This is a genomic window from Cohnella candidum, assembly GCF_003713065.1.
Lineage (GTDB): Bacteria > Bacillota > Bacilli > Paenibacillales > Paenibacillaceae > Cohnella > Cohnella candidum.
In genome coordinates this window covers 3,792,628-3,806,657 of record NZ_CP033433.1, presented here as the reverse complement: position 1 = coordinate 3,806,657, position 14,030 = coordinate 3,792,628, and the positions used below count along the sequence as shown (strand labels likewise).

Here is a 14,030-nt window from a genome sequence, read left to right as displayed (position 1 = left end):
TCGACAGGGTGGCGAAGAATAGTGGATTCCATGAATATAAATGCTAATAACGTTAAGCGTCAAAGTTATAGAGTAACTAAAGAAATGAGGCGGACAATAAACAAACATAAGAGCTTTGTGATATGGCTAACGGGACTTTCCGGTTCTGGAAAGTCCACGATAGCGGACGCATTGGATCTTCTTCTTTTCAAAAAAGAAATGAAGTCTTATGTTTTGGACGGCGATAACGTAAGGCTTGGACTGAATAAAAATCTAGGCTTCTCTGCTGAAGATCGGAAAGAAAACATTCGCAGGGTTGGTGAAGTTTCAAAGTTATTCGTGGATTCAGGCGTTATCTGTATTTCCGCTTTTATCTCCCCGTTCTTGCAAGATCGTAAGGAGGTTAGGGCACTTTTTGAAGAAGGGGAGTTTATCGAGGTTTATGTTAAGTGTCCCCTTGAGACATGTGAACTAAGGGACCCTAAGGGGCTTTACGAAAAGGCGCGCAAAGGTGAAATTAAGGATTTTACCGGAATTAGCTCGCCATATGAAGTGTCTGAAAACCCGGAATTAATTATTGAAACTGACCTTCTTACAATAGAGGAGAGCGTAAATAAAATTTACCTGTTTTTAGAGAGTCGTGGAATTGTGAACAATGATTAAAGAACATTCATTATCAAAACTAACTGTTTCGGTGATCATTCCGACATGGAATGCAGGTCAAGAATTAAAAGATTTGATACAAAGCCTCTGGGCACAAACGCTGGTCCCTGCTCAGATTATTGTCGTTGATTCTTCTTCCACTGATGGAACGGCAGAATTGGCAAAATCGCTTGGCGCAACTGTGTTTTCCATTGAACAAGAGGAGTTCGATCACGGAGGAACTCGGAATTACGCTGCAGAACAGGCAGTAGGCGATATTCTCATGTTCATGACGCAAGATGCTATTCCTGCGGGTGAGAAGCTTATTGAGAACCTGATTAATCCGTTGACGGATCCCAATGTTTGTTGTTCATACGCTAGACAAATCGCCAAGCCTAATGCCAACCTGTTGGAACAGTTGTCGAGGGAATACAATTATCCATCTATCTCTTTGAAAAAGAGCGCTAAGGATATAGCATCTTTGGGGATTAAGGCATTTTTTTGTTCAAATGTTTGTTCCGCCATGCGGAAAGAAACATTCAGGGAGTTGGGGCAGTTCCCGGCTCCCGTCATTTTTAACGAGGATATGTTCTTTGCGGCGAAGGGGATTTTGGCTGGATATTCCGTTTTTTATGCTGCTGAGGCGGTTGTCTTGCATTCACATAATTATTCTTTGATGCAGCAGTTTAAGCGTTTCTTCGATAACGGCGTATCCATGAGGATGAATGAAGGATTTATGCCGTATTCCTCAGTCGGTAAAACAGGAACAAATCTGTTGAAAATTCAGTTACGTGGTATCGTCGAGAAAAGGGCGTGGAGATGGTTTGCCGTATTATTCTTGGACTTAACCATGAAGTTTTTTGGGTTACAATTCGGGAAAAGGTACTATATGTTACCGATTTATATTCGTAAGAGGTTCAGCATGCATCAGAAGATATGGGTGAAGATAATAAGAGATAGCGGGGCATTTACCAATGCCATGAAATGATTAAACCGGGTCCATGAGGAACCGGTTTTTTGCTTTGGATAATGTTGAAAGCTGTCCAAATTCGTCACAATCTATCAACAGCATGGTATAATTGAAACACTTCAGAAAACGATTATGGGAAATTCAAGGAGTAATAAGAAATGCAAGATTGGAATCCCTATTTACATTTCAGACAGATGTGGTCACATCGGGAATTAATTTTACAATTAACGAAACGTGAAATTTCCTCAAGATATAAGGGGTCTTATTTAGGCATTCTGTGGACATTCGTTACTCCAATACTGATGATTTCTATTTATACCTTTGTCTTCAGTGGCGTGTTTAAGGCGCGCTGGCCAGCCGGCAGTTCAAGCAAAATGGAGTTTGCTCTCATAATTTTTTGCGGTCTAATCGCGTTCAACATTTTTAGCGAACTGATAAGCAAAGCTCCCGGTTTAATATTGACTAACGTCAATTATGTGAAAAAGGTAGTGTTCCCTCTAGAGATTTTACCCGTTGTGCTTTTAGGTTCTGCGCTTATACAGGGCATTATAAGTATGTTCATTTTGATCATCGTGCAATTATTTGTCACGGGCGTCATCAATTGGACCATCATTCTCATGCCCGTCGTTTTGTTGCCTATAATGCTCATGTCTTTGGGCATTGGCTGGTTTCTTTCATCATTGGGTGTATTTCTACGCGATATTGGGCACATCATTGGGGTTGGACTAACGGCACTAATGTTCTTAAGTCCCATTTTTTACCCCATCTCCTCGATCCCTAATGGGATCAAAATCTTATACGTCCTTAACCCTCTCACGTATGTCGTTGAGGACTTGCGCCGCGTCATGATTTGGGGAAACACGCCAGATTGGTTGTCGTGGTTCGTCAGTTTGTTCATTGGCTTTATCATTAGCTTTGCAGGATTAGTATGGTTTCAAAAAACAAAGAAAACTTTCGCTGACATTTTGTAAATCATAGTGCGATCCAAGGGGATATCTATGAACTCAGAGATTGCGATCCAAATTCGGGATGTAAGCAAGTGTTATAAAATTTATGACAAGCCTGTCGACCGATTGAAGCAGGGAATCTTTAGAGGTCATAAGCAATTTTATAGAGAGTTCTGGGCTCTTAAGGATGTTTCGTTCGATGTTAGAAAAGGCGAAACCATCGGTATTGTGGGAAAAAACGGATCAGGAAAAAGTACACTATTACAAATGATCGCCGGAACGTTGACTCCTACATTTGGGGATATTCAGGTGAACGGCCGAGTCGCTGCGTTATTGGAACTGGGCAGTGGTTTCAATCCGGAGTTCACCGGGCGAGAGAATATCTATCTGAACGGCACGATTCTTGGATTTTCACGTGAGCAGATGGATTCATTATATGAAGAGATTGTCGCTTTTGCCGATATCGGAGATTTTATTGATCAGCCTATTAAAACGTATTCCAGCGGAATGACGGTCCGTTTGGCTTTTGCGGTTCAAGCCATGGTCCCGAAGGAAATCCTGATCGTGGATGAAGCTTTGGCGGTAGGAGATGAGTTGTTCCAACGTAAATGCTATGCCAAGCTTGAAGAGTTCAAACAGCAAGGCGGCACGATCTTGTTCGTTTCCCACTCCGGCAGTACGGTCGTGCAGTTGTGCGATCGGGCCTTATTGTTGGACGGCGGAGAGCAACTCCTGCTTGGGCCCAGCAAGACGGTGGTCAATTTGTATCAAAAATTTGTCCATGCTCCGGCAGACAAAAAAGCTGGACTGCGAGAAGAATTGAAGGCGATATCCCCTTATTCGGAGGATGCAGATGCTAACCTGGCGGCATCTCTCCGCGCAACCGAATCCGTACCCATGGATTCTATGTTCGATCCCCATTTCGTTTATAGTGGTACTGTCTACGAATCCCATGGTGCCGATATCGTTCATTGTGAAATCCGGAATGCGGAGGGGAAAAAGGTTAACCTTCTCATTCCGCGGGAAAGGTACACTTGGAGTTATACGGTGGAATTTACCGGCGATTTCCAAGACGTGCGATTCGGCATGCTGATCAAAACAGAAAGCGGCCTGGAACTCGGTGGGGCAACGTCGGCACTAGAAGGGAAAGGCGTATCCATCCGCAAGGGAACTGCCGTGACCGTCGATTATACGTTTTGCGCGAATCTCATGCCGGGCAATTATTTTTTGAATTGCGGAATCGTGGACTCTACCGGAATGTACGTAGCCAGAGCGGTGGATCATTATGCATTCAAGGTGCTCCATTATACAGGAATGGAAACAAGAGGTACCGGGATCGTGGATTTTCTCGTTCAAAACCGAGTCGAAATTCAAGTGCAGTCAGGGAAATAGAGCAAAACCGAGGTGTTGGGGTTGATGAGATCACAAGCAATTTGCGTCCTAGGCATGCATAGAAGCGGTACATCGTTGATCGCCAGGGCGATTAACGCTCTTGGGGTCTACTTCGGAGAGGAAGTGGACTTGCTTCAGGCAAAGGAAGATAACAAAGAAGGCTTTTGGGAGCACCAGAATATCGTCCGGTTGAACGATGAAATTCTCGAGGCTTTGGGAATCGAATGGCATGCATCTGCTCCGCTGGACGATTCATGGTGGACAAAGGACAAGTTCAAGCCTTTCGAAGAGCAGATCGTTTCCCTGGTCGAGAAAACTTTTGTGCCTCAATCCATGTGGGGATGGAAGGACCCCAGAACGTCGATATTGATTCCGTTGTGGATTCGTGCCTTAAAAAGGCTGGATATCGAGCTGCAATTTGTAATTCCCGTTCGTAATCCGATCGACGTGGCTTCTTCTTTGGCCAATCGGGACGAAATTGAATTTTCAAAAGCGGCTGGGATTTGGCAATTGTACACCTTGTCGGCGCTCCATTTCTCGCAGGGATTTCCCAGGCTGGTTGTTCAATACGACAAATTCGTGGAAAATCCGGTTATTCAGCTTCAGCGTCTCGGCAAGTTCATGAATGTCGAAGCTGACTTTCATCAAATTTCCGAAGAGATCATCAACCCTTCGCTGCGGCACAAAAAGTCGGATTTGCTATCTCTGGAAAATATGGCGAATTCTGAACGAGTCACGCAATCCATCGTCGAGGCCTACTCGATTTCCCTGGAACTGGCCGATAAAAATGGCGTGGCCGACGATTCCGCCGTCCAGTTTCAAATTGACCGGGTATACAACGAAGTTTCAAAGTGGAGACGGTTGCTGCTTCCGACGTCGATAAAGCCGAAGCTGCAAATTTTTTGGAAAGAGCTCAACGAAGAAACGTTCGTCGAGCATCATTCCTTGTCGGCAAACGTCGATCCCTCAACAGGTTACGAAACTTTTCGCTTTCCACTCGCTTCCGGCAAAGTTGTCAGAATCGACCCGATAGATCAACCGGGCTTGATTTCTATCCGTAAGCTTGCTTTTACGGATGGAAACGGAATGCAAATTGATCTTATCGCGGATGCTCAGCTGGATACGACCGAGAATTTGATTCAAGTGGAGGAACTCGGCGACGGACGCGGCCTGGACTTTATAAGTCTCAACAAAGATCCGCAAATGATATTCCGATTGCCGGGATTCGACGATGAAGCCGGCATATTGGAAGTTGAATTGAAAGTTACGACAGATTCGATTGAGGTGAGGGAAGCGTTTATTGAAATCATTAAAAAGAATACCGTAGCGTACTCGGAACTTGCATCCCAGATTCAGCAATTGCAAACGCAAATTCAACAGATACAGTTGCAAGTAACCGACATCAACTCCTCATCGTTGCAAAAAGTTTCGAGAAAGTTCGATAGATGGATCCGTTAATCTTCCGCGGTTAGGAGAGCACTCCAACATGAACGTAAAAGGTACGCTGAAAAAGCTCCTAAGGGGCATCTATCTCCGGCTGCCTGTTTCGCATCGCCTTAGAACGAAGATGAAAAACGGTTTTTTTCGTTCTTTTCGCTTCCTGCTGCACCGTACGGATGCCTATCAGGTCTGGTATAGTTCGCTTGCCGATCAAGATGCCTATCCGGACGAATCAGCCAGAAGCTTTCAAGATGACCGAGACCGGTATATCCATGATCTGCTGGCCCGAGCGGAGAGAAAGTCGGACGAATACGTTCCATATTCGTCCGATTTCGTGCAGCCTGACGTAAAACTGATCGCTTTCTACTTGCCCCAGTTCCATCCCATCCCCGAAAACGACCTGTGGTGGGGCAAAGGTTTCACGGAATGGACGAACGTGAGCAAGGCCGTTCCCCAATATGTTGGCCATTATCAGCCTCGTCTGCCGGACGAGCTCGGGTTTTATGATCTGAGGCTAGTCGACGTCATGAAGCGTCAAGCGGAGCTGGCGAAAGAGTACGGAGTTCACGGGTTTTGTTTTTATCATTATTGGTTTAGCGGCAAACGGTTATTGGAGAGGCCCGTGAACCAATTATTGGAGCACCCGGAAATTGATTTGCCCTTTTGCTTATGCTGGGCGAACGAAAATTGGTCGAGAAGATGGGATGGCCAAGAGCAAAATCTCCTGATGGAACAGAAGTATTCCGAGGAAGACGATCTTCTTTTCATACAGGATTTTAGCCGGTATCTCAATGACCGCCGTTACATCAAAATAAATGGGAAGCCCGTCGTGATCGTTTACCGCCCGGGGCTATTTCCTGATTTCAAGCAAACCGCGGCGCGGTGGCGAAAATATTGCAAGGATGAAGGGCTCGGAGAAATTCATCTGCTCGGCGTGTCCTGGAACATTCGGCACCCGGATGATTACGGCTTGGATGGGCTGGTAGAATTTCCTCCTCATTCGATGCATGAGCAGGGCTGCGAACTGATCAACGGAAAACTGGATATCATCAATCCCAACTTTAAAGGGCTCGTCTTTGATTATAAAAAGTACGTAGAAGAGAAGAAGTATGTTTATGAAACGGATTACAAGCTGTACAAAGGCGTAAGTCCGAGTTGGGATAATACGGCAAGGAAGCCGGATGGCGGTACCGTGTATCATCATGCTTCTCCTCAGTTGTACAAAACCTGGCTGAAAAACGTGATTCGGCACACCGAATCCACTTTTCGAGACGACAAGGTCGTTTTCGTCAACGCTTGGAATGAATGGGCGGAAGGCGCGTATTTGGAGCCTGACCGTAAATACGGTTATGCGCATCTCGAAGCTACCCGGCAAGCCTTGATCGAATCGAAGAATCATTTCGAGCGGAATATGATTCTCGTCACGCATAACGCCCACTTTAACGGGGCTCAGCTTCTGGCTCTGCACATCGCCAAAGCTTTGCGCCAGCACTTTGGATACCAATTGGAAATCATATGTCTGGAAGGCGGCGTTTTGCTTCCGGAATTTAAGAAATACGGAAACGTGCAGGTGTTGAATCAAAGGGAGGCGCTCGAAGAGCTTGCAACGAAGCTATGGAAGAAGGATTTCAGAACGGCGATTTGCAACACCGTGATTTCGGGCGAGCTCGTCGAGAAGTTCTCGACTGCGGGCATACGCTGTCTCTCGTTGATCCATGAACTGCCCGGCGTGATTCATCAATATAAAGCGGAAGAAAAGGCTCGCAAAATTTCCGAAAACGCGGACTGCGTCGTTTTTCCTTCCCGGTTCGTTCATGAAAAATTCAACGAAATTTGTCCCATCGATACTCGAAAATCCGTCATTATGCCGCAAGGGTTATTTAAAGTAAATAAACTGAAAGATCGGAAATCCGCGGCTCGGGAAAAGTTCCGTTCCATGCATCGCCTGCCTGAGGAGGCCCATATCGTATTGGGCGTCGGGTTTGCCGACCATAGAAAGGGCATCGACTTGTTTTGCGAAGTCGCGTCCAAAGTCAGGCAAGCAGACCGGAATACGTACTTCGTATGGGTGGGCAGCCGAGAGCCGAACGTGTTCTTTTCGATTAAAGAGGAACAAAAGAAGAACGTAATCTTTCTGGATCCGGCAAATGACATCGACCTTTATTACGCGGCAGCCGATTTGTATTTATTGACTTCCAGAGAGGACCCGTTTCCTACGGTGGTGCTGGACGCTTTAAGCGTTGGAGTGCCGGTAATCGGATTCCGGGAGGCGGGCGGCTTTGTCGATATCGTAACCGAGCAAACCGGCGCATTGGTCGATTATCTGAATACGGAAGAGATGGCCGCCGCCGTCCTGCGGATGCTTTCGGATCGGGAAGCAAAAGAACGGAAAGGAGCGGCCGCGATCCGGTTGGTCGAGAGCCGGTTTTATTTTTTGTCTTACGTTTATCGATTGTTGGATGTGCTGGGCCATGAATTCAAAAGAGTCACGGCCATCGTGCCGAATTACAATTATGCGAAGTACTTGCCGGATCGGATCGACTCCATTCTGAACCAGACCTATCCGATCTATGAACTTGTCCTGTTGGACGACGGTTCATCCGACGGAAGCAGGAATTGGTTGCAGCAGTTCGAAGCCGATCGGCACTTGAGAGTGAAAAAAAAGCTGAGTGCCAGTAATTCGGGCTCGGTATTCAAACAATGGGCCAAAGGGATCAATCAAGCGGAAGGGGAGTTTGTTTGGATCGCGGAAGCGGATGACCTTTGTTCATCCCGGTTTCTCCAAGAAGTCATGAGGGGCTTCCATTACGATCCCGATGTCGTCTTAAGCTACTCACAATCAAAACAAATCGATCAACGCGGCGATTTGCTGGCTTCCGATTATCTGGACTACACGAACGAGTTGGATCGGGACAAATGGAAAAGGGCGTATATTCGGGAAGGAATACACGAAATTCGGGATACGCTCGTGGTCAAAAACACGATTCCCAACGTGTCCGGCGCGGTCTTTAAAAACATGGACTATTCGGAAATCTTGCCGCGGCTTCCCGACTATAAAATCGCGGGAGATTGGATGTTTTACGTGTGGTTGCTTCAAAAAGGCAAAATATCTTACGTCCCGGCCCCTCTGAATATGCACCGAAGGCATTCCAACAGCGTGACGACCAGCGAGAACAAACAACTGCATTACCGGGAAGTGACGGCAGTGCAAGATTATATTTTGGACGTATTCGAAGTGACCGCGTCTTCCAGGGAAAAGGTCGAACTGTACCGGACAAGCCTTCAGAATTACTTAGGAATCGTTCCGAATTCTTGAAAAATGAGGTGGAACCATTGAATTGCCTAGTTTTAGGCGGAACTGGATTTATCGGTTCCCACCTATGTTTGGATTTGCTAGAGAAGGGGCACCGGGTGACGGTTTTTGCGAAGAGCGCATTTCACCCGGTTTTGAAGGAGATGAATGCGTATAACGGGTTTGCCTTTATCCAGGGAGATTTAGACAATCAGGATCTTATGGCCCGGACCGTTCAAGGCCAGGACTTGATTTTCCACCTGGTCAGCTCAACGACACCGAAGGTTGCCAACGATAACCCATCCCATGATGTCGCCACGAACGTCGTTGGCACCTTGCATTTGCTCGATCTGGCCAAAAACTCCGGGGTGAAGAAAATCGTTTACGCTTCATCCGGAGGAACCGTTTACGGCAAGCCGGCAGTCGTGCCGATTCCGGAAGAGCACCCGACGTGGCCGACGAACTCGTATGCGATCCATAAACTTACTAACGAAAAATATTTGCATATGTACCACGAGCTATACGGTTTGGATTATTCTGTCTTGCGGATTTCGAATCCGTTCGGCGAAAGGCAGAGGGTAGGGACCGGCCAGGGGGTCATCGCGAACTTTTTAAGCAAAGCATACCGAAACGAGACACTTGAAATCTGGGGAGACGGCAAAGTCATCCGGGATTACGTTTATATCGAGGATGTCGTGGCGGCGCTGGTCCGAGTCATGGACGAAACGGGCTCCCATAAAGTGTTTAATATCGGAAGCGGCGAAGGAAAGAGCTTGACGGATGTCGTTTCGGCTATCGAAATCGTGACAGGCAAGCTGCTGGAAGTCCGTTTTCTCCCCGGAAGGAACTTCGATGTGCCCGTAAACATACTGGATATCCGAAAGGCCAAACAGGAGTTGAATTGGGAACCGCGAGTGGATTTCGTGGAAGGTTTAAAGCGGACTGCTGCCTTTTATCAATTCGAGCAGATCGTGAAGTGATCAGGGGAGGGACCATGGAACCACATTCCGGGAAAGTTGCGGTATTGCTCTCCGTTTATAACGGAGAGAAGTATCTGCGCGATTTTTTGGATTCCCTCGTAGCCCAGACGTTCAAGGACTTCGTCTTATGGGTTCGCGATGACGGCTCTGCTGACCACTCGGTAAACACGATCCGGGAGTATCAAGACCGGCTTCGCATTGATTGGGTGGACGAATCGTCCGGCAACCTGGGCGTGAAGCGCAGTTTTGACCGTCTGCTTGCCCATGCATCGAGCAAAACCAACCACCTGTACTTTATGTTCGCCGATCAGGACGATATATGGCTCCCGCACAAAATCCGGGATACTTTGGCTGAAATGCGGGCGTGGGAAACGCGATATCCCGGAAACCCGATTTTGATCCATACGGATCTATCAGTTTGCAATGAAACGGGTGAAATCATCTCCGATTCTTTTTGGAGGTACCAGAAGCTGAATCCCGATCGGATCGAGTTGAACCGGCTTCTCGTTCAGAATGTCGTGACCGGCTGTACCATGATGTTAAACAGGCCTTTAGCGGAAATCGTTCGGCCGATTCCTCAGACTTGCATCATGCATGATTGGTGGATTGCTTTGGCCGCCTGCGGTTTGGGGCGTATCGGCTATTTGGGCAAAAGCACCATCCTTTACAGGCAGCATGGGTCGAACACCATCGGCGCCAAAGGGTTTACCTTGAGAACGCTATGGGCGAAATTGTTCGAACCGTTGTCGTTAACTCCTTTCGCACGACAGGCGCTGTGTTTTTACGACACATATGGCCAATGGCTAAGCGAGATTGACAAGGAACAAACGGATGTTTTCTCGAGGCTGCCTCGATTCCGGTTTTGGCAAAGAGTTCGGATCATTCGGAAGTACCGATTCTATAAACATGGATTTTTGCGTACCCTAAACTTCATTCTTAAAAATTGGAAATTGCGCGAGGGAGCAAAACAATGATCGAGAAGATTCAGAGCTGGTTCGCTTCCCAAAAAAATATTGCTACGAATGCGATATTGAGTTCGGTTCTGAGCGCGTGTTTCACCCTGCTTCTAACTCCTCTGCTGAAAAACGGGAAGCAGGGGTACCCCGATTTAATCGTCGGGAGCACGACTTGGAACGACTTCTATAAAACCTTCGACTATTATTTTATGGCGGCATTTTTAGTGTCGTTCATCGTTTTTTATTTAATCGGCGTGGTTGTTCTCAAAAAAACAAACGGAATACGCTTTTTGGAAAACATGGAGGGCTCCGAAGCCAAGCACTCCATTCAATCGGTCATGTTGGGTTTCTTCAGCTTTCTGGCTGGGACCACCATGCTTCGCGGAAGTTTGCCCCACGTTGAACTAATGTTGTACGGGTGCATGGCTGCCGCGAGTTATTTCTACATCAGCGATCAAGATCGCGAAAAAGCGCTGCTCCGCTTTTCTTCGGTCGTGATTTTCCCCGTATTCGCCTATTTCTCGATGATTGCGGCTACGGCTTTACTGAAGTGGCTGGCCCCGGAATGGATGATCGGCCACAAGGCGTTTGCGGCCAAAGCAATCACGGGATTGACGTTGATATCCTTCGCCTTCTCGGCGATCGCATTCCGAAAATGGCCTACGATTACTATTCGCCGTATCCTCATGCTTTCCCAGTGCGCAACCCCGCTTCTCCTGCTGGTATTCATTAATCAAACCTACTTCTATCAAAACAATATCCACTCCAATGGGTACTCTGCGCGTTTATCGATCTTCGTGGGGATCGCGATCGTTCTGCTTTTCTTATCCCATGCGTTCCTCTGGGTTCGGAATGCGAATCGGGATCTGGCCGGGATTCAGGACTTGGTGATGACTCCCGCGTTGATTCCCATTGCGGTTTTCATCGCGTTTCGGATTCCCCAATACACGGCCTTCGCAAGCGATGATTTTCATCTGGGGGAAATCATGATCGCTTGGCAGCAGATCTTCGGATTTCATCAGCAGATGTATACGGACTTCGTTTCCGTCCAGGGAATCGGCGGCATGTTATATGGCGCGATCAACGACTTCCTGCTGAACGGCACGATGGAGACGGTTACGCAGTCGTACGCTGTGTTTACTGCTCTATTCGTGGCGGTTACCGCTTTTTTGCTTTCACGGACCGTGGGAAACATGTGGGCACTATTGATTTCTACGTTCATATTGCCGAATACGGACCGCATTTATTTCGTGCCGATCGTGCTGCTGGTGCTGGCGAACAAAAAATTGCTGTCCAGACCGATGATCTGGCTGCAACTTTGGTTGGTCCTGAGCGCCGTACATAGTTTTTTCAATCCTTCCGTCGGCATGGCAACCTCTCTGGCGTCTTTTCCCTTTGCCGTGGTCATGGTTATCAAAACGATTAAGGAGAAATGGCCGTCCTTTTATTGGAATCGCCACAGAGTTCCATTCGCCGGAATCCTTATCTTGAATGCGGCGGCCGCGGTCGTGCTATTCAAACCGTTTCTGGGTTTGGTCGGATTCTTGATCGATAACGGTTCACTAAATACGACGGCATACGGAATAACGTTCATCCGAGATAAAGTGGTTCCTGATTATTTCCCGCATTTGTTCAGTTCAGCTTTGCTCAACAAGCTATTATGGGAAACCTTCCGAATCGGAGGATTGTTGCTCAGTTTTATTCTATTCTGGTATATCGGAATGAGGGAAATCAGAAACCAGGGCACCAAATGGCGATTGACTCCTACCTTGGTGATGGCGATCTCGGCTGGATTGCTGGTGATCACCGTCATGCCTTATAGCATGGGGAGGATCGATCCGGCATCGATCAATCGCCCCGGAACGATTACGTTGATGTTCTTCGGAGCAGTTCTCCCCGTCGCGTTCGCCCTCCTCTTGAAATCCAAATCCAATAGGCTCTGGGTCATAATGGCGGGCCTTCTCCTAGGCATGAAATATGTTTTCGTCTATCAGCCGGTTCCGTACATTCAGGCGAAAGCCATTGAGAATATTTATGTTCCCAATGAGGCGAAATACGTAGAAGGTGAAAAAGTGGGGTTGCCGATGTTGGGGCATTCCTACATGGAGAACGCAAAGTTGGAGGATATCCTGAATTTTCATTCGACGCTGAACGGATTGCTCCGCCAAGGAGAAACCTATTATGACCTTACCGACCGATCCTTGTATTACTACGTTGCGAATAAAAGAGTCCCTGCACTGTACTCGGCGGATTTCCTGGCCGCAAACGAGCGAATTCAGTCGAAAGTCATTTCCAAACTGGAAGCGGAAAAACCGGCGGTCGTATGGGCGGGACCCAGCATTCGGCACGACGGGGGTCCCTCGTCGCTCCGATCTTACCGCATCTATCGCTGGCTTCTGGAGCAGGGTTACCGATATGATTCTGTAAATGGGCTTGATTTTCTGCTCAGCCCGGACCGCTATCGCGAAGTGTTCGATAAAAGCCTCTCTCAGGTGAATGAAATTCCAGCAAGTCCAACTTGGAGCAAGCAGCAGGAAGCAGGGCGATCGGTGATCTCGGCTCCTCATACCCTGGTTGTCAATAAAAACGAAACGGGTTGGCACCATGAAGTCGTAACCGTTCCGATTCACGGTGCAACGGAATTTCTGATCCAAGCCGATCCGGATTTCCAAGTGACCGGCGGAGACGGAATCTCCTATGTGAATGTCGATTTTCTGGATCGCGACCAACGGCAAATCGGCAACTATACTTCCTCGTATTTAAGCAGCGGCACCCACTTCATGGACACTTTTTCGGTTCCGCCAATAACGGCATCAATGAAAGTAGGATTGGTAATCACCGAAAGTACGTTTGGGACCTTTACATTCCGGAATATTGCTTTAAACGCGATCGTAAAAGGGAAGACCTCCGATTCTGAGGCGTTCGCCGAGGCATACAATCTACTGGGGATGAACAAGCTGTTTTACCTTAAAGACATCCAGAGCATTGGAGTCGCTTGGGGGCGCAATTTCCCGACTTTACAGGAGCGGCTACAAACCCGGCCCATCGATTTTCCCGTTCCACAAATTCATTCCGTGGAGGAAGCGGCTCCCGCAACCTACCGGATTGTCGGTGACGATCCTTACTGGGTCTGGAGTTTCCCGAAGGCGCTGACAGGATCGGACAATGATTTCGTGGCCATCGACTTCGGGGCAGAGACGAAAGGGACCTTCGTCGGCCAGCTTTACTGGAGCTTGGATGGCGAATCCTTCAGAGAAGATCGGTCAGTCGTCTTCCGTGCAAACGACGGCAAAGTCCTGATTCCGCTGGGGTCATCTCCCTCCTGGCTGCTCAGCCGGCATATCACAGGACTTCGGCTTGATATAGACCGGTTTGAAGGACGCCAGATTCAATTGAACAACATCGCTTTCTATAAGCTGGTGAAATAATCGG

The 14,030-nt window shown here is 47.7% G+C and carries 9 protein-coding genes and 1 pseudogene; all 10 read left to right on the top strand.

All coding sequences use genetic code 11. From position 1 onward, the window contains the following. The first annotated feature begins 30 nt into the window (after nucleotides 1–30). The 10 genes and pseudogenes from cysC (at nucleotide 31) to EAV92_RS17300 (ending at nucleotide 14,026) form a co-directional block, all read left to right on the top strand. Complete coding sequence (cysC, locus tag EAV92_RS17340; RefSeq protein WP_123043787.1) at nucleotides 31–642, top strand: adenylyl-sulfate kinase; 612 nt, start codon at nucleotides 31–33, stop codon at nucleotides 640–642. Next, entirely contained in the window at nucleotides 635–1,609 is a 975-nt protein-coding gene (locus tag EAV92_RS17335) for a glycosyltransferase family 2 protein (RefSeq protein ID WP_123042254.1), read from the top strand. Before cysC ends, EAV92_RS17335 begins: the two co-directional genes overlap by 8 nt. Before the next feature lie 140 nt (nucleotides 1,610–1,749). Further along, nucleotides 1,750–2,562 (top strand): ABC transporter permease, encoded by an 813-nt coding sequence (locus EAV92_RS17330; protein ID WP_123042253.1) that lies wholly within the window; start codon nucleotides 1,750–1,752, stop codon nucleotides 2,560–2,562. A gap of 27 nt (nucleotides 2,563–2,589) precedes the next feature. After that, the gene (locus tag EAV92_RS17325; RefSeq protein ID WP_123042252.1) at nucleotides 2,590–3,930 is read left to right on the top strand and encodes an ABC transporter ATP-binding protein; all 1,341 of its coding nucleotides are present in this window, start codon (nucleotides 2,590–2,592) and stop codon (nucleotides 3,928–3,930) included. A gap of 75 nt (nucleotides 3,931–4,005) precedes the next feature. Next, a complete protein-coding gene (locus EAV92_RS17320; protein WP_123042251.1) occupies nucleotides 4,006–5,388 on the top strand; it encodes a sulfotransferase family protein in 1,383 nt (460 codons plus the stop codon). A 28-nt stretch (nucleotides 5,389–5,416) separates the two neighbouring features. Next, nucleotides 5,417–6,727, top strand: a pseudogene (locus tag EAV92_RS25150) (glycosyltransferase WbsX family protein); the annotation flags it as partial. 54 nt (nucleotides 6,728–6,781) lie between these two features. Beyond that, nucleotides 6,782–8,686 (top strand): glycosyltransferase, encoded by a 1,905-nt coding sequence (locus tag EAV92_RS25145; RefSeq protein ID WP_338134420.1) that lies wholly within the window; start codon nucleotides 6,782–6,784, stop codon nucleotides 8,684–8,686. Nucleotides 8,687–8,694: 8 nt separating this feature from the next. Beyond that, nucleotides 8,695–9,642 (top strand): NAD-dependent epimerase/dehydratase family protein, encoded by a 948-nt coding sequence (locus EAV92_RS17310; RefSeq protein ID WP_241158576.1) that lies wholly within the window; start codon nucleotides 8,695–8,697, stop codon nucleotides 9,640–9,642. Then, a complete protein-coding gene (locus EAV92_RS17305; protein WP_164472824.1) occupies nucleotides 9,639–10,616 on the top strand; it encodes a glycosyltransferase family 2 protein in 978 nt (325 codons plus the stop codon). Before EAV92_RS17310 ends, EAV92_RS17305 begins: the two co-directional genes overlap by 4 nt. Beyond that, entirely contained in the window at nucleotides 10,613–14,026 is a 3,414-nt protein-coding gene (locus tag EAV92_RS17300; protein ID WP_123042247.1) for a hypothetical protein, read from the top strand. Before EAV92_RS17305 ends, EAV92_RS17300 begins: the two co-directional genes overlap by 4 nt. The last annotated feature ends 4 nt before the right edge of the window (nucleotides 14,027–14,030 follow it).